Origin of the sequence: Psychrosphaera aestuarii, assembly GCF_017948405.1 — a bacterium.
In the GTDB taxonomy this organism is placed as follows: domain Bacteria; phylum Pseudomonadota; class Gammaproteobacteria; order Enterobacterales; family Alteromonadaceae; genus Psychrosphaera; species Psychrosphaera aestuarii.
On record NZ_CP072844.1, the window covers coordinates 858,630 to 880,941 of the forward strand.

The 22,312-nt window shown below is 37.0% G+C and carries 24 protein-coding genes; 21 read left to right on the forward strand and 3 right to left on the reverse strand.

The genetic code is table 11. The features are described 5' to 3' along the window. Positions 1 to 118 precede the first annotated feature (118 nt). The gene (locus J9318_RS03975) at positions 119 to 421 is read left to right on the forward strand and encodes an FAD assembly factor SdhE (RefSeq protein WP_210561439.1); all 303 of its coding nucleotides are present in this window, start codon (positions 119 to 121) and stop codon (positions 419 to 421) included. 26 nt (positions 422 to 447) lie between these two features. Then, on the forward strand, positions 448 to 840 hold the full coding sequence (locus J9318_RS03980; protein WP_210561440.1) for a hypothetical protein: 393 nt from the start codon (positions 448 to 450) through the stop codon (positions 838 to 840). On the opposite strand, the gene nadB is transcribed toward J9318_RS03980, so the two are convergent. Next, a complete protein-coding gene (nadB, locus tag J9318_RS03985; RefSeq protein ID WP_210561443.1) occupies positions 837 to 2,450 on the reverse strand; it encodes an L-aspartate oxidase in 1,614 nt (537 codons plus the stop codon). The genes J9318_RS03980 and nadB overlap by 4 nt on opposite strands. A gap of 163 nt (positions 2,451 to 2,613) precedes the next feature. Here nadB and rpoE point away from each other — a divergent pair, with 163 nt between their 5' ends. The 11 genes from rpoE (at position 2,614) to acpS (ending at position 12,163) form a co-directional block, all read left to right on the forward strand. After that, positions 2,614 to 3,195 carry an RNA polymerase sigma factor RpoE gene (gene rpoE / locus J9318_RS03990; RefSeq protein ID WP_210561445.1) on the forward strand — a complete coding sequence of 194 codons (582 nt, stop codon included), beginning with the start codon at positions 2,614 to 2,616 and terminating at the stop codon, positions 3,193 to 3,195. A gap of 18 nt (positions 3,196 to 3,213) precedes the next feature. Beyond that, positions 3,214 to 3,840 carry a sigma-E factor negative regulatory protein gene (locus J9318_RS03995; RefSeq protein WP_210561447.1) on the forward strand — a complete coding sequence of 209 codons (627 nt, stop codon included), beginning with the start codon at positions 3,214 to 3,216 and terminating at the stop codon, positions 3,838 to 3,840. A gap of 116 nt (positions 3,841 to 3,956) precedes the next feature. After that, positions 3,957 to 4,985: a MucB/RseB C-terminal domain-containing protein gene (locus J9318_RS04000; protein WP_210561449.1), complete on the forward strand. Its 1,029-nt coding sequence runs from the start codon at positions 3,957 to 3,959 to the stop codon at positions 4,983 to 4,985. A 1-nt stretch (position 4,986) separates the two neighbouring features. Continuing rightward, a complete protein-coding gene (locus J9318_RS04005; protein WP_210561451.1) occupies positions 4,987 to 5,460 on the forward strand; it encodes a SoxR reducing system RseC family protein in 474 nt (157 codons plus the stop codon). Positions 5,461 to 5,658: 198 nt separating this feature from the next. Continuing rightward, positions 5,659 to 7,449: a translation elongation factor 4 gene (gene lepA / locus J9318_RS04010; RefSeq protein ID WP_210561457.1), complete on the forward strand. Its 1,791-nt coding sequence runs from the start codon at positions 5,659 to 5,661 to the stop codon at positions 7,447 to 7,449. A 65-nt stretch (positions 7,450 to 7,514) separates the two neighbouring features. Then, the gene (gene lepB, locus J9318_RS04015; protein WP_210561459.1) at positions 7,515 to 8,435 is read left to right on the forward strand and encodes a signal peptidase I; all 921 of its coding nucleotides are present in this window, start codon (positions 7,515 to 7,517) and stop codon (positions 8,433 to 8,435) included. 23 nt (positions 8,436 to 8,458) lie between these two features. Then, positions 8,459 to 9,130: a ribonuclease III gene (gene rnc / locus J9318_RS04020; RefSeq protein ID WP_210562357.1), complete on the forward strand. Its 672-nt coding sequence runs from the start codon at positions 8,459 to 8,461 to the stop codon at positions 9,128 to 9,130. Positions 9,131 to 9,228: 98 nt separating this feature from the next. After that, on the forward strand, positions 9,229 to 10,092 hold the full coding sequence (era, locus tag J9318_RS04025) for a GTPase Era (RefSeq protein ID WP_244732012.1): 864 nt from the start codon (positions 9,229 to 9,231) through the stop codon (positions 10,090 to 10,092). A gap of 59 nt (positions 10,093 to 10,151) precedes the next feature. Next, positions 10,152 to 10,952, forward strand: coding sequence for a DNA repair protein RecO (gene recO, locus J9318_RS04030; protein WP_210561461.1), 801 nt, complete (start codon positions 10,152 to 10,154; stop codon positions 10,950 to 10,952). A gap of 92 nt (positions 10,953 to 11,044) precedes the next feature. After that, the gene (gene pdxJ, locus J9318_RS04035) at positions 11,045 to 11,782 is read left to right on the forward strand and encodes a pyridoxine 5'-phosphate synthase (RefSeq protein ID WP_210561463.1); all 738 of its coding nucleotides are present in this window, start codon (positions 11,045 to 11,047) and stop codon (positions 11,780 to 11,782) included. A 3-nt stretch (positions 11,783 to 11,785) separates the two neighbouring features. Continuing rightward, entirely contained in the window at positions 11,786 to 12,163 is a 378-nt protein-coding gene (gene acpS / locus J9318_RS04040) for a holo-ACP synthase (RefSeq protein ID WP_210561465.1), read from the forward strand. Positions 12,164 to 12,174: 11 nt separating this feature from the next. Here the strand turns inward: acpS and J9318_RS04045 are convergent, their stop codons facing one another. Beyond that, positions 12,175 to 13,044 (reverse strand): patatin-like phospholipase family protein, encoded by an 870-nt coding sequence (locus J9318_RS04045; protein WP_342345699.1) that lies wholly within the window; start codon positions 13,042 to 13,044, stop codon positions 12,175 to 12,177. Positions 13,045 to 13,179: 135 nt separating this feature from the next. Between J9318_RS04045 and J9318_RS04050 the strand changes: the two genes are divergently transcribed. The 5 genes from J9318_RS04050 (at position 13,180) to J9318_RS04070 (ending at position 19,992) form a co-directional block, all read left to right on the forward strand. Beyond that, complete coding sequence (locus J9318_RS04050) at positions 13,180 to 15,333, forward strand: recombinase family protein (RefSeq protein ID WP_210561469.1); 2,154 nt, start codon at positions 13,180 to 13,182, stop codon at positions 15,331 to 15,333. A gap of 1 nt (position 15,334) precedes the next feature. Next, positions 15,335 to 16,381, forward strand: coding sequence for a patatin-like phospholipase family protein (locus J9318_RS04055; protein ID WP_210561471.1), 1,047 nt, complete (start codon positions 15,335 to 15,337; stop codon positions 16,379 to 16,381). Positions 16,382 to 16,651: 270 nt separating this feature from the next. Beyond that, positions 16,652 to 17,662 (forward strand): hypothetical protein, encoded by a 1,011-nt coding sequence (locus J9318_RS04060; RefSeq protein ID WP_210561473.1) that lies wholly within the window; start codon positions 16,652 to 16,654, stop codon positions 17,660 to 17,662. Between the two features lie 86 nt (positions 17,663 to 17,748). Further along, positions 17,749 to 18,498: a hypothetical protein gene (locus J9318_RS04065; RefSeq protein ID WP_210561475.1), complete on the forward strand. Its 750-nt coding sequence runs from the start codon at positions 17,749 to 17,751 to the stop codon at positions 18,496 to 18,498. Between the two features lie 438 nt (positions 18,499 to 18,936). After that, positions 18,937 to 19,992 (forward strand): hypothetical protein, encoded by a 1,056-nt coding sequence (locus J9318_RS04070; protein ID WP_210561477.1) that lies wholly within the window; start codon positions 18,937 to 18,939, stop codon positions 19,990 to 19,992. A gap of 78 nt (positions 19,993 to 20,070) precedes the next feature. Here the strand turns inward: J9318_RS04070 and J9318_RS04075 are convergent, their stop codons facing one another. Then, positions 20,071 to 20,265 carry a hypothetical protein gene (locus J9318_RS04075; RefSeq protein ID WP_210561479.1) on the reverse strand — a complete coding sequence of 65 codons (195 nt, stop codon included), beginning with the start codon at positions 20,263 to 20,265 and terminating at the stop codon, positions 20,071 to 20,073. Between the two features lie 524 nt (positions 20,266 to 20,789). On the opposite strand from J9318_RS04075, the gene J9318_RS04080 reads away from it, so the two are divergent. From J9318_RS04080 to J9318_RS04090, 3 genes are all read left to right on the forward strand, one after another. Then, positions 20,790 to 21,170 carry a hypothetical protein gene (locus J9318_RS04080; protein WP_210561481.1) on the forward strand — a complete coding sequence of 127 codons (381 nt, stop codon included), beginning with the start codon at positions 20,790 to 20,792 and terminating at the stop codon, positions 21,168 to 21,170. Positions 21,171 to 21,231: 61 nt separating this feature from the next. Further along, positions 21,232 to 21,885, forward strand: coding sequence for a hypothetical protein (locus tag J9318_RS04085; RefSeq protein ID WP_210561483.1), 654 nt, complete (start codon positions 21,232 to 21,234; stop codon positions 21,883 to 21,885). Then, positions 21,882 to 22,166, forward strand: coding sequence for a hypothetical protein (locus J9318_RS04090; protein ID WP_210561485.1), 285 nt, complete (start codon positions 21,882 to 21,884; stop codon positions 22,164 to 22,166). The genes J9318_RS04085 and J9318_RS04090 overlap by 4 nt, the downstream gene beginning before the upstream one ends. Positions 22,167 to 22,312 lie beyond the last annotated feature (146 nt).

A 22,312-nucleotide genomic window follows, 5' to 3' on the forward strand; every position in this document is an offset into this window, starting at 1 on the left:
ATGGGGATGAATTGTGTTAGAACAAGGCTATTTTAGCGAACATCAAAAAACATTGACACCTTTTTGAAAATGCTCGGTATAATCAACAAATCATCGTTAAAGATAGTGAAATGTAGATATGACAGAAGCAAAAGCACAAGTAGTTTACGTAGATAAAAGTGGAAAAAAGTTTCAATTGGACTCTAAACCTAAATTAAAATGGGCATGTCGACGCGGAATGCTTGAATTAGATGTTTTGCTTGAACCCTTTGTTGATGAAGCCTATGACGCATTATCAAATGATGACAAAGCGTCGTTCCAACGACTATTAGCTTGTGAAGATCCTGATTTATTTGCTTGGTTTATGGGTCATAAACCGTGTGAAGACGAAGCGTTAGATCGAGTATTAAAAATAATCCTGAACCGTGTAAAAGTATCTTAATACTAATTAGCGGCTAAACTGTTCATATGAACAATAGTCGCTCATATTTACCATCACCCAACTACTCTATTGAATTAGAAATAACAGCCGTTTCAAAATGGCACTTCCTGTACTGTCTAACACTCGCTTTATTAATCGGTTTCGAATTAACACTTATAGCGCTCTTTATTGCATTGCTAAATCGATTGATGCGCAGCAAACATAAAATACGGAAAAACATTTACGCCCATCGATTATCAAAAATGTTTGGTGGTTCAGTTGGCCCAGTTGCATTAATTTGTATGAAAGGGGAACGACTACAGGACTTTGAGTTGTTATGGCTTTTTAGCGATCAAGTGTCGATTAAGCAGTGGCGATTATTAAATTTATTATTAAAGGCACCGTTAAATGCCTTTAATGAAAGTCATATGCAAAGTTAGTTTGGCTCTAAGACGGTTGGGCTTGAACTGGGTAAGGTGTCAGGGTAGTCAATATTGTAGTGCAAGCCTCGGCTTTCTTTTCTGGATAGCGCACTTATTACAATCAACTGGGCAACTTGAACTAAGTTTCGTAATTCGAGTAAATTGTTACTCACTCTGAAGGAAGCGTAAAACTCATCAGTTTCTTGTTTTATTAATTCAATACGTTTTAATGCCTTATTCAAGCGGCGATTAGAGCGAACAATACCGACGTAATCCCACATTAATAGTCTGAGTTCATGCCAGTTGTGACTAATTAAAATATCTTCAGCAGATGTAGTAACTAAGCTTTCATCCCAATTTGGAATGCACATATCATTTAACGGCTCGTCTAAATTAGCCAATATTTGTTCGGCGGCACCTTGAGCAAAGACAATACACTCTAATAAGCTATTACTCGCCATTCTGTTTGCACCATGTAAACCCGTGTAAGCTACTTCACCGATGGCAAATAAATTATCGATGTCGGTTTTTCCTGTTAAATCCGTCATCACACCACCACAAGTGTAATGAGCTGCGGGAACAACGGGAATTTGCTCTTTAGTGATATCAATGCCTACTTTTAAACATGCAGCATAAATAGTAGGGAAGTGATCCAAAATGAACTCTTCATCTTTGTGAGTAATGTCTAGATACATACAATCTGCACCTAAACGTTTCATTTCAAAATCGATAGCTCTAGCGACAATATCTCTTGGCGCGAGTTCTGCTCGATCGTCAAAGTCCGGCATAAATCGGCTACCGTCAGGTCGTCGTAACTTTGCACCTTCACCTCGCATGGCCTCGGAAATTAGAAAGTTCTGTGCCTTCTCGTGATAAAGGCTAGTTGGATGAAATTGATTAAACTCCATGTTTGCCACTCGACAACCCGCACGCCAAGCCATGGCAATGCCATCACCACTGGCGATATCTGGATTCGAGGTGTATTGATACACTTTACTTGCGCCGCCTGTTGCCAGTGTGATGAACTTGGCATGAACAACTTCTACTCGTTCTTCATTCCGGTTCCATACGTACGCACCATGAACTTTGTTATTTGCGCTTGCCGATGCCTTATTTAGTTTTGGAGTGGTGACTAAATCTAATGCGTTAAAACGCTCAAATAAACGAATGTTGGGGTGAGCTTTTACACGATCTAATAACGTGGTTTGAACTGCTTTACCAGTGGCGTCTGCAGCGTGTAATATTCTTCTATGGCTGTGGCCGCCTTCTCGAGTTAGATGATATTTGCTCGCGCCGTCTGGGCCGGTTACTTGATCAAATGGAACTCCTTGATCAATTAACCACTGCATCGATTCTTTTGCATGACTTGCTGTATGAATAACAGCTTGCTCGTCACACAGCATTCCACCCGCAATTAACGTATCTTGAACATGAGACTCAATGCTGTCATTTTCATCGAACACTGCAGCTATGCCACCTTGAGCATATAACGTAGATCCCTCTTTTAATGCCGACTTACTTAAAATTATTACTTTGGCTTTATCGGCAATACTTAACGCTAAGGTTAAGCCGGCGGCACCGCTGCCAATTACCAAACAATCTGTGAAGTGTTGCGTTTCATTCGACATTAAAAATTTACCAATTTAGTCATTGTGTTAAGCTCATGTACGTCTATTTTATAAAAAAAATCAAAAAAAATAGAACTTTTTAATTATTACGCAGTCATAGAGACAGCAAAACGCGATATTAGCAGACTTAAGTCGCTAGCTAAAACTGGGAGTAGTGCTCGAAATGAGCGAGCAGAGTAAAGATTTAGGATTAGTCAGAAGAGCGCAAGCAGGCGAAAAAGCGGCATTTGATTTATTAGTACGTAAATATCAAAATAAAATTATTAGTTTGGTATCCCGTTACTTGGGCAACAATGGCGATGTTCAAGATGTTGCTCAAGATGCTTTTATCAAAGCATACACTGCTTTACCTGGATTTAGAGGTGAAGCAGCATTTTATACTTGGCTATATAGAATTGCGGTAAATAGTGCAAAAAACTATTTAATGGCAAGAGGTCGAAGGCCTGCCAATGTAGATGTGGATGCAGAGGGCGCGGAGTATTATGAAACAAATGAAGCGCTACGTGAAAATGCGTCGCCAGAGAGCTTAGCGCTTACTGACGAAATAAAACATGTAATTTTCAATACCATTGAAGAGTTACCTGAAGAGCTTAAAGTCGCTATTCAGCTAAGAGAAATCGATGGGATGAGTTATGAGGAAATAGCAACTGCAATGGGATGCCCGATTGGTACCGTTCGTTCACGAATATTTCGTGCTCGTGATGCCATCGATGCTAAATTGGAGCCGCTACTTGAAAACCGTTAAATGGAGCCGTTCGTAATTATGACGAATAAACACCAAGAACCTATATCAGCTATGTTAGATAACGAGTTAACTAATTCTGAATTAGATAAAGCGTTTAATAACATAAAAGATGATCAAGACTCAGTCCAAGCATTTGGCCGTTACGCCTTGATCGGTGATGTGCTTAGAAAAGAGCAAGAGTTAGTTATAGACGATACTTTTGTAAATAGCATTCAAGCAGCAATTGCGGACATAGAGCTACCTATGGTGGATCAGTTGGATGAAGGTAATGTAGCGTCGATAGCTAAACATCCGAAGTGGTATCAACGTGTCAGTCAAAAAGTCGTGCAGTTAGGTCAACACAAGGCGTTAAAAGGTGGGGCACAATTTGCCATTGCAGCATCTGTTGCCTTAGTAGCAGTTGTTGGGGTAAGCAATATGGAGCCTGGGCAAGATAAATTGACATCGCCAGTACTCAGCCCTGTACCATTAGTTCAAGGTTTGTCACCTGTGTCATTATCCAGTGATAGTTTCAAACAAAAGCCGACGGCGAATCAAGTGACTCAGTCTCGTATTAATGCGTTAATGGCAGATCATCATCAGCAATTAAGATCGACAGATGATCAAGTTAAGCGAGAGAAAGAAGAGCAAGACATCGAGCAATAAACATCTAACAAATGTTTTAAACTCTAGAAGCCTGTGGTGTTATCATCTAGTTGTGATGTCATCGACAGGCTTTTTTGTATCTACCGTATCAATAATTGGTTAGGGAATTGTATTTAGTGCGTAATTTATTTTTAGTGTTTTTTGTTTTTTTTAGTCAACTATCATTGGCAGCGACGCCTAAGCTAGATGTGTTGAATGCTGGTTTACCTAACGTCAGTCCAACAACACTCGAGTCTGCAAATGGTGAAAAGATCAATGCTGCATACTGGCTAAAACGATTACAAACCGCTTTAACCGAAAGTAATTTTGAAGCAGGTATAGTGACTATTAAAGGCAGTAAGACCGAGTCCTATCAATGGACACATGGCTTCTTTTCAGAGGAGTCCGGTAAATCTGTTGAAATTGAAAGGGTCTCGCCACTGATCGGCAATGGCATTGCGATTATCCGCAAGAATGACACTCTGTCTTATTTTGAAGCGAATAAAGAGCCTTATTCAGTTAAAGGCACCAGCATTCGTAACTTTATTCCAGCAATATTTTATAAGGATTTTAGCTCATTAGCTGACAGTTATCAGTTTGTTTTGGTGAGTAAAAGTCAAATAGCAGGACGTTCAGCACAGCTGATTCGAATTGAGTCGGTGGCCAAAGAAACTTATAATTTTTGGGTGTGGATTGATGTTATTAGTGGTTTGCCGTTGAGATTAGCTTATATCGACGAGAAGGGCGAAGTCGTTGAACAAGTGTTAATGACACATCTGTCTTATTTAACCGAACCAAATGATGAAATTAGAAAGTTAGCATCGTTAGATTTGCCAGAAATACCAAATGCGGCAGTTGCGATGAATCAGCAAACCAATAATTGGCAAATGGGTTACGTCCCGAAAGGTTTTGAATTACTTAAAAGTGACCGTCATCATGTTTCAATCAATAGAGAAGTGGCCGATTACTATTTATATAGCGATGGTCTTGTTGAGTATTCGGTATATGTTCAACGACCAATAGAAAGCTTTAACAGTCCGCTCGTTTTGCAAGATGGCGCGACTTCATTTGTTATGGTTCATGCTGACGGCTACGACGTGACTGTAGTGGGAATGATGCCAGCAGAAACTGCATTTAACATAGCGATGGGTGTGAAAAGCAAATAACATGATTAAAGAGTTAGGAATTGTTATTCAGCAGAAGAACGAGACCATTTGGGTAGAGACCGCAATAAAATCTACTTGCAAGTCATGTGCAGCCAAAAGTAACTGCGGAACGAGTAGCATTGCCGAGGCCTTTGCGGGCAAATCTGTGATTAATGAAGTCGCCAACACGTTAGACGCTAAATTAGGCGATGAAGTTGAAATTGGCATCCCTGAAGAAAGTTTGATTCAAGGTGCTTTTTGGATTTATTTAATGCCAATTTTTGTCGCATTATTATTTTGTTTAACAACTCAATACTGGTTGCCTAGATTCATCGAAGTTAATGAAGGGCTAGTGATTTTATCAACGTTCTTTGGTGGCTTTATAGGATTCTATTGGGCAAAGCAAAAGTTAGCGCGGATGCCAGAAGACAAATACCTTCCGCAATTGTTATCAATTAAACCGCAGAGTATTGCGATTAAATCTATTGATAGCTAAATATCGATTAAAAAAGTGGAGTGGCAGTAGATAAACGTGTAAAATTGCGCCCTTTTTACGCAGCTTTAAATTAGAAGCGAGTCTTAGATTTATCAAAGAACATCGCTAAAGCTAATCAGCGTCAGCATTAATTCGCTTATATTCAGAGACTAACAATTTGATTGGTCCCTAACGGCAACAGGTAAAATACAGTAATTTATGAAGCATATTCGCAACTTTAGTATCATCGCCCACATCGATCACGGTAAATCAACGTTATCAGATCGTCTTATTCAGCATTGTGAAGGCTTGACCAATCGTGAGATGAAAGCCCAAGTACTTGACTCGATGGACATCGAACGCGAGCGCGGCATTACGATAAAAGCACAAAGTGTAACGCTTAATTACAAAGCAAAGGATGGCGAAATTTATCAGCTAAACTTCATTGATACGCCAGGACACGTAGATTTTACTTATGAAGTCTCTCGTTCGTTAGCGGCTTGTGAAGGTGCATTACTTGTTGTTGATGCTGGTCAAGGTGTTGAAGCTCAAACAGTTGCGAACTGTTATACCGCGATTGAAATGGACTTAGAAGTTCGTGCAATACTAAATAAAATTGACTTACCTCAAGCTGATCCATTGCGTGTTGCTGAAGAGATTGAAGACATCGTTGGCATAGACGCTGTTGATGCCGTGCAGTGCTCCGCTAAAACAGGCTTAGGTATTGAAGACGTTCTAGAAGACATCGTTAAAAATATTCCACCACCGGTTGGAGAGCCTGACCAACCAGTTCAAGCTTTGATTATTGATTCTTGGTTTGACCCATACCAAGGTGTTGTTTCTTTAGTTCGTATCAAACACGGCAAACTAAAGAAAGGCGACAAGATTAAAGTAATGTCGACAGGTGAATCTCACCAAATTGATAAAATTGGTATCTTTACGCCAAAACAAACAGACACAGGTTCGCTTGGTACAGGTGAAGTTGGTTTTATTATTGCTGGTATCAAAGATATTTTAGGTGCACCAGTAGGTGATACATTAACCACAACGGTTAATCCAGCTTCAGCGCCGTTACCTGGTTTCCAAAAAATTAAACCTCAGGTTTATGCGGGTGTTTTCCCTGTTAGCTCAGACGACTATGAATCATTCCGTGATGCATTAGGCAAATTAAGTCTTAATGATGCGTCATTATTTTATGAGCCAGAGAGTTCAACAGCCCTAGGTTTAGGCTTCCGCTGTGGTTTCCTTGGTATGTTGCACATGGAAATTATTCAAGAGCGTTTAGAACGTGAATATGACTTAGATCTAATCACCACGGCGCCAACGGTAAACTACGAAATTCTTAAAAAGAATAACGACGTGATTTCAATTGATAGCCCGTCAGAATTACCAGCGCTTAATGATATTGCAGAAATTAGGGAACCAATTTGTAAAGCGGATATCTTAGTACCGCAAGAGTATCTTGGAAATGTGATCACTTTATGTATTGAAAAGCGTGGTACACAAACCGCGATGAGCTATCACGGTAAACAGGTATCTGTGAGCTATGACTTACCAATGGCTGAAGTCGTAATGGACTTTTTTGATAGATTAAAATCAACAAGTCGTGGTTTTGCATCGTTGGATTACAATTTTACTCGTTTCCAAGAAGCCGATATGGTTCGTGTTGACATATTATTGAATGGCGAACGCGTTGACGCATTAGCAATGATTTGTCACCGTGATTTTGCTCAAACTCGTGGTCGCCAGTTAGCCGATAAGCTAAAAGAATTAATACCACGTCAAATGTTTGATATTGCTATTCAGGCCGTTATTGGCGTGCACGTTATCGCTCGTACGACGGTTAAACAATTACGTAAAAACGTAATCGCCAAGTGTTACGGCGGTGATATTTCGCGTAAGAAAAAGCTACTTCAAAAACAGAAAGACGGTAAAAAACGTATGAAACAAGTGGGTAACGTTGAATTACCACAAGATGCGTTTTTAGCGATACTTAAAGTTGGTAAGTAGTAGGTTTGCAAATAATGAATGTGCATCATATAAAGATTAGTCGTTAAATTAAGGAATAAGTCAGTATGGCAGGGCAATTCGCGATATTTTTAGTAATAGTTACATTACTTTGTGGTGTGATTTGGTTGTTAGACGCAAAGTTGTGGGCACCCGCTAGAAATGCGAAAGCGCTACAGGCACAAGCTTCTGCTGGAGGAAGTCTTTCAGAGGACGACTTAGCAACACTGACCGAGCAGCCGGTTATTGTTGAAACTGCACAATCAATATTCCCAATACTGGCGCTTATTACAATTTTTCGCTCATTCCTATTTGAACCTTTTCAAATACCATCAGGTTCTATGATGCCAACCATGCTGGTTGGCGACTTTATTCTGGTGCAAAAATACGCTTACGGAGTTCATGACCCTGTTTGGCGTAAAGAGTTAATTGCAACAGGTCAACCTGAACGTGGTGATATTGCAGTCTTTAAATATCCTTTGGATGAGCGTTTAGATTATATAAAACGAGTTGTTGGTACTCCTGGCGATAGAGTTATTTACAAGAACAAGCAATTGTTCATACAAGCAAGTTGTGAAACGAGTCCAGCAAATTGTGACAAGTTGACTAGAATTGAGCTTAGTAAAGAAGCAGAAGGTGAATTTGAATCAATGGGGATCCCGTTGATAACGGCAAAAGAAAAGTTAGGTGATGTTGAACACAACATATTAATTAACCCTGCATACCCAGATATGGCTAAGAGTTTTTATGCTCAGCCAGGCACTCGACAAGGTGAATGGATTGTGCCAGAAGGTTATTACTTTATGATGGGTGATAACCGTGACAATAGTACGGACAGTCGATACTGGGGCTTTGTTAGTGAAGATCAAATGGTTGGCAAAGCGGTATTCATTTGGATGAGTTTTGTCTTTAATGATGGAAAAATTAGTTGGCTACCAGATTTTATACCAGTCGATATTCGCTTCTCACGCTTAGGTGGCGTGCAGTAACAGTTTAAGAAGAGTAAAACTTGATAAAAAAAGATTATAAACAGCTACAAAAGAAATTAGGTTATCAATTCCAAGATGAGTCATTGCTAATACAAGCACTGACTCATCGTAGTTTTAAAGGGTCGCACAACGAGCGTCTAGAATTTGTGGGTGACTCGTTACTTGGAATGTTTGTCGCAGAAGCGCTTTATTTTGAGTTCCCTAAAGCAACTGAGGGTGAATTAACCCGCATGCGCTCGCAAATTGTAAAAGGTCAAACTCTAACTTCCATTGCTAAAGAGTTTGAACTGAGCCAATGGATCAGACTTGGACCTGGCGAAATGAAAAGTGGCGGCTGTCGTCGTGACTCCATTTTAGAAGATGTAATCGAAGCTATTATAGGTGCGGTATATCTCGATTCAGGTATCGAGCAATGTAAAGAATTTGTTCTAAAATTAGTAAAAGAACGATTAGCCGATGTTGATCCAAGCAATGCACTAAAAGATCCTAAAACACAGCTTCAAGAGTGGTTGCAATCAAGAAAGCGACCATTGCCGGTATACGATGTTATAGAGACAACAGGGCAAGCACATAATCAAACATTCACCGTTAGTTGCACATTAGATGACGGTCAGCAACTCGAAGCGACAGGCACTAGTCGTCGCAAGGCAGAACAATCTGCCGCACGTAAAGCATTAGAGGTAATAAAAAAGTGAGTAAGTCAGAACAAAGCCAAGCGGAATTAGACGCGTTATTAAGTAATTTAAATAACCGTGCTGATTTATCACAAACTAAAAAGTGTGGTTTAGTTGCTATTGTTGGTCGTCCAAATGTAGGTAAATCTACGTTGATGAACCACATCTTAGAGCAAAAAATTAGCATTACATCGAAAAAACCACAAACTACTCGTCACCGTATTTTAGGCATTCATACGGAAGACAATGAACAAGTTGTTTATGTTGATACCCCTGGACTTCATAAAGAAGAAAAGCGTGCAATCAACAAGTTAATGAACCGAGCCGCGTCAAGTGCGTTAGGGGATGTAGAAGTTGTATTGTTTGTTGTTGAAGCTCTTAAGTGGTACGAAGACGATGAAATGGTATTGTCTAAAATTAAGCGTTCAAAAAAACCAGTCATGTTGTTGGTTAACAAAGTTGATGAGATAAAAGATAAAGAAACATTAATGCCGTTCTTACAAAAATTAGCGGCGTTACATGACTTCGCTGAAATTATTCCAATCTCAGCGGAAAAAGGCACCAATGTAGCGGCAATTAAAGATAAAGTTCGAGATTATTTACCGGAAAATCCATTCTTTTTCTCAGAGAATGACGTAACCGATCGTTCTTCAAGATTTATGGCTGCCGAAATTGTTCGTGAAAAACTGATGCGATTTTTAGGTGAGGAATTGCCTTATTCAGTTACGGTTGAGATTGAACAGTTTAAGTGGGACGAAAAGATTTGGCGCATCAATGCCTTAATTCTAGTTGAGCGTGAAGGCCAAAAGAAAATGGTTATTGGTTCTAAAGGTGAGAAACTAAAAGTCATTGGTCGTGACGCCCGTCAGGACTTAGAAAAGCTATTAGATGAAAAAGTATACCTAGAACTCTGGGTTAAAGTGAAAAGTGGTTGGGCCGATGATGAACGTGCATTACGTTCACTAGGTTACTCAGAAGACTAATCACACTGTACGTTTCATTAGGTATTATATAGTTATATTATTAAGAGCAGGTTCAGTTTATGTCAAAGGAATTGGAATACTTACCTGCTTTTATACTCCACACTCGACCGTTTAAAGAAAACCAACTACTAATGGAAATGCTGGTGGCGGGTGAAGGTCGTATTTCAATTATTGGCTATAAAGGCAGTAAAAAAAACACCGCAAAAACCGCATTAATGCAGCCATTTCGAGCATTAGTGGTGCAGTTTAAGAAAAATACTGGATTAAGAACCCTCAAAACACTCGATGAAAATCAACTGCTATCAAAACAACTATCGGCTTTAAAAAGCAAAAGCCTTTTTTGCGGGTTTTACTTAAATGAAGTGATTTGTCGTCTGTGTACCGCCGATGCTGAATATGAAACACTTTATCCACTTTATGTTTATTCGTTAAGAAACTTATCTGACTTATCATTAAGCTCTAACTCTCATTTAGACGATGCACACACTAACTTGTATTTAGAGTGGATTTTGCGACAGTTTGAACATCGTTTGTTACAAATGTTAGGTTATGGTATTAGCTTTGAACAAGAACTCACGATGCAACAATCGATTTGTGAGGATCTTCATTATCAATTGTTGGGCGATCAAGGTTTTGTTATTGATGCAGCTAAACCAAGTTCGCTTCATGGCAAAGATCTATTGGCAGTATCAGCACGCTTAAATACTCAAGTGTCTTTAGAGGACTTTGTTTTATTAGACAACGAAGCTTTCCTTGCATTTAAACGTGAACTAACAATCGCAAAGTCAATTTTACGCGTATGTTTACATAGGCATTTAGGCGACAAACCTTTAAAATCTAGAGAATTATTTAGACGTTAGCTTTTATTTAAATAAGACTATGCGTAGCTAGACTTTATTTACGTAAAATAAAATTTAGCACAAGACTGTATTTAAAATTAATTGGAGTAACCATGAGTGAAATTCATTTAGGCGTTAATATTGATCATATCGCAACTCTTCGGAACGCCCGTGGTACAAGCTATCCAGATCCGGTTCATGCGGCTGCAGTTGCAGAACATGCAGGTGCAAGTGGCATAACTATTCATTTAAGAGAAGATCGCCGTCACATAAAAGATAGAGACGTTTATACGTTAGCAAAAACGCTACAAACTCGAATGAATCTTGAAATGGCTGTGACTGAAGAAATGATTCAAATTGCCACAGACGTAAAACCACCGTTTGTTTGTTTAGTGCCAGAAAAGCGTGAAGAATTAACAACGGAAGGTGGTCTAGATGTTAAAGGTCAGTTCGATAAAGTAAAAGACGCGTGTGATAGATTGGCGGCAATCGGCTCAAAGGTTTCGTTATTTATTGACGCCGACAAATCGCAAATTCAAGCAGCTGCAGATTGTGGTGCGCCATTTATCGAAATTCACACTGGTCACTACGCTGATGCAGAAACCGATGAAGAGCAGCTTGCCGAACTGGCAAGAATAGCGGAAGGAGTAGAGTTTGCGGCTAGTATTGGTCTTGTTGTAAACGCTGGTCATGGCCTGCATTATCATAATGTTAAGCCTATCGCTGCCATAAAGGATATATACGAGCTAAACATTGGCCACGCTATCATAGCGAGAGCATCGATAGACGGCCTTGATAAAGCGGTACGAGATATGAAAGCGCTTATGAACGAAGCACGCCAGGGCGTATAGTTTATGTCAGTACTTGGTTTAGGAACCGATATCGTCGAGATAGTTCGCGTAAGCAACGCGTTGGTCAAGTCAAACCGATTGGCTGAGCGGGTGCTAACCGAAACCGAAATGACTCAGTTTTTAAATCATAACCAACCAGATCGGTTTTTAGCGAAGCGTTGGGCCGCCAAAGAGGCTGCTGCAAAGGCACTAGGTACTGGTATTGGTCGAGGCATCTCTTTTCACCACTTTGAAATTAGTAACGACGAGCTGGGTGCGCCAAGTATCCTGCTATTAGACGCAGCCAAAGAGGTTGCCAATCAAAAAGGCGTGAACGCAGCGTTAATTTCGATAAGTGATGAGCAAAACTATGCGCTTGCTACCGTAGTATTAAGTGCATAGTCTTTAGTAAACTAAAACGGTAAATCTTTTATGATTGCCGTTTCTGGTTTGTTCACCGCGTTTGAAAAGCTTTCCGCTAATCGCTCTGTCTGTTCGAAAACGTTATGCCAATATCTTATTCGAGTGGATGTATCTATTTTCTCAAAGTCGGTTCTGTCCGGTATTTTACTAAACGGCAAGCCACTCACAAACTCTTGTGAAGGCACTAGCATTACCGTTGAGTCGTAATTGTTCGGATTGGCCGTACGCTTTAAATTTTTATCAAACCAGCCAGCTTTTGGGCGCGAATTAAAATGTGGATAAAGAGTGAGGCCTTCAGACTCAATCTTGAAGTCGAAGTGATAGTCGATAATGCCACCATCGCGATACATACCGGCGGGCGCACCAGGAATATCTTTAATACCTAACATCACCATTGGAATAGCACCACTTGCCAATAGGGCTTGGTGAAAATTCTGTTCAGTTAAGTCAACATATTCCGTAGAAAAAACAGACGCCTCTTGGTACTTCAATGCTTGTTTTGAAGTTGAAAATACCACTCGCTGGTACTGCTGCGTTAGTCGCTGACGACCGAGAGCGTTATTAATTAAACTTTTAGTTAACCCAGCACCTTGATGTAATTTACTTTCTTTAGCTACGGCACCTGAACATAACGCGGTAATGAAATGAACCTTAAAGCGTTCATTGTTTAACACTTGTTGCATATGATCATGAGGCAATATTTGCGTTAATAACTGCTCTGCTGCTCGAGTTACGCCTTGTGGCGACGCATCTAATGTGAAGTCAGTTTCTGAATATCGATAAGCAAGTTCTGTTATTGCCGAAACAGGGTCCTTTTGCGCAAGACAAGATGCTCTAAATGCACCGGCAGATGACCCAATTAAATCTAAAGATGATTGTTTATCTTTGAAAAATTCGCCAAAAAGGTATTTGTCTAAGCCGAATAAGGTAAACCACTTCTTTTACTATACACCGATGTTGGTGTTAGTATTATTTTGGAATACAAAGGAATTACTATGACAGATAAAAAATTAGTAGAAAAGCCTCTAGTAGTTAGTTATTTACGTTGGAGTTCGGGTAATCAAAAATTAGGTGACTCAGAGCGAAGACAGCTAGAACAAGCCAATGAATGGATTGCAAAAAATGGTTATGAACTAAATGAAAATTTTGTGTTAAGAGATGATGGAAAATCTGGCTATCACTCTGAGAACTTTGGCAAGGACGGTGCGCTTGGGAAATTTGTAAGACAAGCCGAGGCTGGTGAAGTACCACGAGGAACCGTACTCATAATTGAAGACTTTTCTAGATTTTCTCGGTCGCATGTAAGGAAAGCTTTAAAGCACTTTTTAGGATTAATTGATGCTGGAATTCGAATTTATGTTGCAAAAGATGATATGGAATTCAATGAGAATAATTCTGATGAAATAAAAATAATAATTACTTTGTCAAAAATGGCTGCTGCTTATGAAGAATCTCATAGAAAAAGTAATCATTTAAAAAAATTCTGGAACGGTGCTCGACAAAGAGCCGCTAATAATTCTCATAGTAAACTTTTCCCTGTTTTATTACCTTCCACCTCTCCTGATTGGTTACGTAAAGTTACAAGCAAAGATGGTCAAAAATATTTTGAGCCAATTCCTGAAAGAGTTGCAGTAATAAAGCGTATCTTCGAGCTAGCAGACACTGGTGGTAAGGATGGACTTGGGCTTGGTTCGACTATTATTGCCAGAATTTTAGATTCTGAAGGCATCAAACCGTTTAAAGGAGAAAGGGCAAATTCTGCAATTTCTTTCAATGATTCATACATACTCAGACTTCTAAGAGATAGGAGGTTATTAGGATATCTTCAACCCTATATCAACCCTGTAGATGAAGTTTCTGGGAAGCGAAAAAGACAACCTGACGGAGAGCCAATTGCCAATTATTTTCCCCCACTGATTGGTTCTGATTTGTTTGAGCGTGTGAATTTTAAGATGGAACAACGAAAACAATACCAAGGTGGAAAAGTCTCACGAAAATTCACTAACCTTTTTACTAAAATAGGTAAATGCGCTTATTGTGGTAGTTCAATGACTTTGTTTACAAAAAGAGGGTCAAAAGCCGAAGGTGGACGCTCAGCTTACCTACAGTGTTCTGAAGGAACAAAGTTAAGAAAATGTGGAAACAAAGCTGTGAGATATTTTGATACTTTTGAAAAGTCAGTAATTAAGAGTCTGGTTGAATTAGATCTTTCAAGCTTGTTTCAAAGTAGCGAAGATAAGGGAAACCATCGGGCTGCTAATTTAAGAAAAAATATTTTCGAGTTAAAAAAACAACAAAAGAAAATAGCTTCAAAGATTAAAACCGCAACGAATCTATTGCTAGAAGACCCCAATGATAAAGACATTGTTGAAGCAAGAAATAGTCTTAAAAAAGACCGCGATGTAAACGAATCAGAAATCGAAAAATTAAATACAGAGCTAATAAGCTTGAGTCGGAAGTCGAACTATGAAGAGTTCAAAGATAGTTTAAAAATTGTATTAAATAGCTTTACAGAAGAAGATGAAATTAGCACCTACAATAAGCGTAGAGCTATTAATACCTACTTAATTGATGTTTTACAGTACATAGCAATTGATGGTGTAAAGCAGCAAGCATGGATTGTATTCGATATTGAATTTGCTAAAAACCTTATAAGGCAAAGCTTTAAACGTGGGCAAGAGGAAATGGAACGTCAAGTAATTCCTGGAATCCCTGCTCTTGTAAGTGAATACTCTGTCCCGTCAGAGAAGGAGATTGATGCATTTGCTGCTTGGGGAAGTCATATAAAACTTAAACTGAGACGGTTTGTTGACAGGCTTCCGAACCTTGATGATGTTATTGAAATGAGGGAGTTTTTTGAAGTGGCCCCTTCAGAGTTATTGAAAATAAATCGGATATGTAATGAAGCGATCAATAAAAACTGGCGTAGGAATAAAAGGCTTCGATACACAGTGTTAGATAATGAGTCATTCAATGAAGTTCGACAGCAAATTATAGATGAATTTTATGTACCTTTACCAGATGATTATGAACCTGATGAAGAGTGGTTAAATGCCTCCTCTCCAGAATATAAAAATGGTGATATTATTCCAAGACCTCAAGAAATATATGCTGAAATGAAGAAAAAGTTAGGAATAGAGAAAAAATAATATGTTAGATATTTATGCTGGCCAAGAAGCCCTTAAAGCTATTAAAAGTGAAGGCTTTAAACAAGACTTATTTACTAGCTTTTTAGGAGCCAGCGGAGGTCCAAAATGGTTTTGCCTTTTTGAATTGGACAAGTACCTCTTCGGTGATTTTTTTAAGGATAGAGAGCAGGAATTGAATTTAATTGGTTCTTCCGCAGGAGCATTTCGATCAGCATGTTTTGCTCAAAAAGATCCCGTTGCAGCTATATCTCGACTAGCAGAATCATATTCAGAGACAACTTATTCTGACAAACCAACACCAGCAGAAATAACTTTAAAAGCGAGAGAGCTTTTAGATTATGTACTAGGTGATGATGGGATAGATGAAATTATAGAAAATCCAGTTTTTAAGGCTCATTTTCTAGCAAATAAAACTAACGGTTTTGTATCTTCAGAAAATAAACTAATTCAAATGTTAGGGCTTTTAAGGAGTGTTGGAGCAAATTGGCTAAATAGAAAACTTATTCGAAATCAATATGAAAGGTTTGTATTTAAATCTCCTTCTAGTTCTTTAAACATTAATGATTATTGTAATTTTAAAACTCAGTACATTGATTTAAGCCCAGCAAACCTGAAAGAAGCACTATTAGCTTCAGGCTCTATCCCAATGGTGATGCAAGGCATCAAAGATATATCTGGCGCACCTAAAGGAATGTATCGAGATGGTGGCATTATTGACTATCATTTTGACTTTCAATTGGGTGAAAGTGGCGGTTTAATTTTATACCCACATTTCAATTCTACTCCCAAAGCTGGATGGTTTGATAAGAATTTAAAACGAAACGTTAAACCAGAAAATTATGACAATGTAGTTATGTTAGTTCCCTCTCCGAGGTTTGTAGCTTCACTACCGTTTTCTAAAATCCCCGACAGAAATGATTTTACTAAAATGGATGCGAGCCAAAGAATTAAGTATTGGAAAGTGGTACTTTCTGAAACGGAAAGGCTGAGTGAATCCTTTAATCAATTTTTAGTATGTCAAAATTTTGAGAACATACAGAAGATATAAATTTAGTTGTTTCACTTCTGATGGTAAACATTCTTTTTATCGAAATATTATGCTTTATCTTTATTGATTCGGGAGTTAAGAGGGGTTTTCCCTCCCCCTCTTGCAAGAAGGAATGTAACACCGTGAAATGAAGGTTTAAGAATTAAAGCTCCTATCTTGAACAGTCTCTACAAAAGTTAGGGTGTTAGGGCTTTTACAGTCTTTTTTTGATGTTGTTGTAAATCAAAATGAATGTGTTAAAACTTAATTAATAAAACTAATTAAGTTTAAGTGATAAAAAACTGGACGGTAACAGCAAGACAGATAAGAAACTCAGGCGTAAAGAGAAAATACGTTAAAAAAGGCAAGAGATTTGTTGCTACCTCAGATAAAGGTAGATTAGTAAAAAACGGTTTTATAAACCACGTCAATTACCTTGCTGATAGAAATAGGCCAGCGCACCAAAACACTCAAATTCACGTTATCTATGATAACGCCAAAAATATTCTCTCTTCTATTCACCAACGTCAAGAATACCGCACCATAAATTCGATACGAGGCGGTGGTGTAGTCAATTGGGCTACGTCATTTTGCTTATCACTTCCAGCTAGTTTTGATATTTCTATAACAAAATGGACTGGCGTTATAGATCAACTCATACAAGATGTTTCAGACTCGACTGGTTTAGACATTGATATTATAAAAGAGCACACACATGCGGTGCTGCATGATGAGTCAGCGAATATTGATAAGCACAGCCATGTACATGTATTGGTGGGCAATGTCATTGATCTGAACGTAGTTAAGTCAATATCACAAAAGAAAACATTACATAAAATAAAAAAAGGATTTAATAGTTCTGTGAAAAAGCTTTGGAATGTTGATCACAATAACTATGTTCCAAAAAATCAGAATCTACAAAATAAGCCTTTGTGGTTAGCTAGACAAGAAAAGCTCAAAGAATTAACGGCAAAAGAGCAAAAGTCAGAAGAGTCACTTCAAGAATATGAGCAAAAAATAATTAACGCTCAAAGAGGATTTAATCTCGTTTTAATGAAGTTAAAAAAAATCAAAAAACTTTTCGAAAAATGGGCATTTTCTTTCTTACAAGAGCAATTTATTTTAGCAAATAAAGCTGCAAAACCACTTTCTGATGGAATTCAAGACATTGGAAGTTCTTCCAGAATAATCAAAGAAGATCTCGAAAATACAATAAAAAGTGTGGAAGAAAACATACCAAACGCCCCATCAGAAGCGAAAGTAACCCCAAAACTAAAGAATAAGTCAAAGCCCAAACGTTAAATGGGTTTATTCATTTATTTACTTGAGGTTATTGAAAGAATTCGGATATGTGATATTCGTATAATTATAAAACTAAATAAAAATGTATGAATAACAAACCAATAGCAGATTCAAAACTCATCACTGATGAAATATACAAAAAACTCAAAATTAATAATCTAGCTGATAATGATTTTGAATCGGAAAACTTATTAGACCTAATAGACGAGTTAAAGTCTTCATTTCCTGAATTAAATTATTATTATCTTTATAACATTACAATTTCAGATGTTTTCAGAATTATAAATGAAAATGACCAGTCGATTGAATTTGATCTCACGGTTTCTGAGCCATGTAGTATCAAATTAGTTTTAAGTAACAGTGACAATGATAATGCTAAAGCAAAAAAAACAGAAAAGAGCATATTGCTACTGTTGGTCTTGTTATTTTTTCTACATCAAACTCATTTAGTAATTAACATCAAATTTAAGAATGATAAAAATAAACTCCTCATACCTTTTCAGCATTATTTGAGCTTTTTAAGCAGAAACTCGATTTTAATTACAAGTAATCATAACCAGAAATTTAGTTATGTTATGCCAGTAGAATCTGCAATATTTAACTATTGTAAAGGAGAGAAAACTTTTAATGATCAGATAGATTGTTTGTTGCAGAAAAAGATAAATAAATCACACCTGAGTCCAGATTCTTTATTAAATTATCCTGTGGCAGCGGATCTGCAACAGTATGAGTCACAGTACAAAAACTGCATGAAACAATCAGAATCATTGGCTGAAAAACTTGCAATGAGTACCAGTAATATATTTAAAACAAATAACAAGCTTCGGTTGTTTTAATTTTAAATGTTGTATGGACAATTTTTATTAATTTAAAAGTTAGATCATGCTTTTAATTAACGTATCTTTGATACGTCACGTCAGAAATATACAATATTGCAATGGATCTTAACTTTAAATTTATTACACAATTTAAGTTATTTATGTTTTTTATAAACAATAAAATGGCAATTAGATTTATGGGCTTATTTAATTTTTAGCGGTACAGTCAAATATTAAATCATGACATTGCTTGAAGTTAGTCATACAAATGTTAAAAGTAAAACAGTAGTTATTTAATCTCAATTTAAAAACTTAAGATTTCATACTAAATAATATACTTACTTTTTAAAAACGTTAATAAAGGCCAATAAGAATAAGGAAATTATATAAAGATAGTATCGGGTCAATGGAACGCTCAAATCGGGTCAATGGAACATTTTAGTATTGGAGAATTATTTGAAAAAAGGAAAAAGCTATAAAAAATTATTGGGTGAGATCAAGGGAAACAAAAATATCCCAATTGACAACTCACTCAATAGAACTTCACTCTTTAGTTCATGGAACAGTAATGAAATAAATTCTAGCATTGAAGGTGCAATTAGATGTAAGGGAAACACTTATTCATACGAGTTAATAGGCAGTCGATTGGATCAAAAGTTTGATTACCCTATTTTAGGGTTGGTAATAAAACATTGGTTAAACAACAGGCTGAAAATGACCGATGTTGATGAACCCGTTAAAGTATCTCTAGCGGAAATATCCAATTTATTTCAAAAATCTCACGCAGAAAACCGCCGTAAAAATTTTAAATGGCTGGATACTAGCCTGAATAGACTTTGCACTGCCGCAATTTATTTAAAGATTGAACGAAATCAGAGAACAATAGAAACTGATCGAGCAGCACTATTGTCAAGTGGCCGACTTTATTATGGTAAGGGAGATGATAAATATATTGAAGTCGAAATAGGGAAGATATTAAAAAAATTATATAAAAATCTGGATGTTACCAGTTTGGATGTTTCGTTCATGAATCTTGAACTACTAAGTCAACCAATGTCAAAAAATGCTAAAGTATTAATGCGCTATTTACTTACGCAACGTTCTGACTTTCGCAGGTTTTCTTTGCCTTTATTGCTTTCTTTGATTGAGCCAATAAAACCTGAAAAAAGCCAACCTAGTCATGGAAGAGACAAAGTTAAAAAAGCTATATTGGAATTGCAAAATAATGGATTCGTAACAGCTTTTCAAACTAATGAGGTGGTTGCATGGGACAATGTAACAATTATTACTAGTTTAGTAACAACAGATACATTTGAAGCAAAGCAAATTCTAAATAAAGGAAAAAGTAATTACGACCAATTTGCTTGGAAAAGAAAAGAAAATAGGCTTGCTGACAAAGAAAATGCTCCTGAGCCGACTCCAACTCTAACTGATAACACAGTTGAAATGGATGAAGACACAAAAGCAATTTTAAAAGATCCTTGGGATAACGATGACCCCTCTCGATTTTAGCGTAAAATCTCAACCTTAAATGTCGAAATCCAAAATTGATATTTTTTACCACCAAGAGACTTATAAAATATCTGCTACTTAATCTTCTTTAAGCTCCTCAGTTATTTCTTCCAATCGACTAATTATTTTACGCTCGGTATGAAGCATACCCATAATCAAATCAGGATTGAGTGACTCTGTTTCTTCAATTAATGCATGAGTTGAACGCAATATAAATGATAGCTCTTGTTTAAAGTCACTAAGTTTCTCTGCAAGTGATTCTTTATTTTTCACAATGATGTACTCCAGTTATTAAATCGGAGTACGTATAACACTCCACAACAAATATCCCAGTTTGGGATTTTTTAACTTCTATAACCTCAATCCTTGAAATAAATTCTGACCATCAAACGTACCAATTAGGCGTGGAAGGAGTCACAAACATAGAAGCGGAGCAAAAAAACGACTTTTTTTCTCAAAAAGTTAACTAAACATTGTTTTTGAAAAGACTTAACTAATTCATTTACTTAGCTATAGCCATAGATTCAGTTAACCTATGAAAATTATATTATAATATATAAGTTGTTGTTTTTATTGGGGTTTGTATTGACATGATGAAATGAAATATGTATAGTATGCACAAATCGAGAAATAATATTTTTCGGTATTCGAAGTACGAAATAACATTTCGTGCGAACTCATTCTAAGAAATTTGGAATATAGAAATGAAAAATCTTAGTAATAAAACTGAGTGGGAGGTGTGCAAGTAAAACTGCGCCTTTAAGCCTCCTTTTATCAAATAATTGGAGAATTAAATCATGAGCATGGTTATAAACAGAAAAACAAAAGGCAGATTTACTTTATCAAATCGAATAAAAAGAATTTTAAAAGAGTGGAAAGCGGACTTTGATTCATACGAAGCTGTGTCGAAAACCAAATTATCAAATAATGAGTCCCTTGAAAGAGAATTTTACAAGAGAGCCATAAAATCGAATCAGCTAAATATCTTGGACGTCAGTTTTCTTTATCAACTATCACAAAGAAAAATTATAAATACTCCGCTAGTCAATTACCTATCTGAAGTAGCACTTAACAACTCAAAAAAAGAGTCCGCAATTAATGCAATGACTGCCATTGCGGATGAAGCACTCGAAGTTAAAAGGTTCCTAAACAAGCATTTTGAGTTTCACCCTAATTAACTTATTTCAATATTAAAAACGTGAATAGATTTAAAAATAATTTAAAAAATAAGGATGAAACATGACTAAAAAAATAGAAAATGTATTACATAATAAAGAACTGGGTGAAATTAATGTAAATTCAAAGCAGCAGGAGTTGAATTCTGATCCACAGTCTGAGCTTTATCAGCTTGTTGCAGACGTAAAAAACAATACGATTATTTTAGGCTTTAGGTTGGTATACATACAGGAAGAAGAGCTTTACATAGATTGGGGTTACTCTAGCTTTACTGATTGGCTCAAGGACTTTAGCAATAAATCTGCTGTGAAATTGACCAAACTTTGGGATAGCAAAAAAATAGTTAAAATGCTGTTAGAAACGGAAACTCCATTTCATGAAGTGAGCAACGTCAGCATTAAAGGGTTATATCAAATTGCCCGAATTCAAAAGTCTACTCAGGACATTCAGCTAACTAAACGGCTAATCCTACAGCTTACTAATAGTGAAATAACAAACTCAGAATTAAAAACGAAGGCTAATGAAGTTATCAAACAGTTTGAGAAAAATACTATACCGAACCTTCTTGATTCGAGAAACAATTCCAATTTGGATAATTCAAAAGGATTTTTTAGACGAGTTATAAGAAGGATATTTTCTTTTTATCTTCTTTCAAATGTTATACCTAAAAACAAGAATCCTAGACCTAAAAGTTTAAATATAGGGAGGTCATTATGAAAATAAAATACGACTGTATTGATACAAATTATAATCGACACCTTCGAAAAGCAAGAGTCTACGCTAGAGGACTAGCAGGCTATGAAAGAGCTACAAAAATTTATAAATACTTTGAAGGGTGTGGGCATCCGCATCCTCGGCTTACATTTATAGACGTTAGAATGAATGACACTGAAGGCCAAACTGATAGACAGTTTGCCATCAATTTGATGAAAGAAATGGCTTATCTAACAGCGGTAAATGATATGCTTCGGTTAAAAAAGTCGAAAAATGATAAATAAAGTGGTGATACACAAAAAGCGGAGTTGATTGGCTTCGCTTTTTCACCCTCGATACAACCTTCAAGAATAGCTTAAGTCTTTAATAAAATTTCTGTTCGCACAATCAGTTACTTCATATCTAGGTACAGTGTGATAAATTACCCATT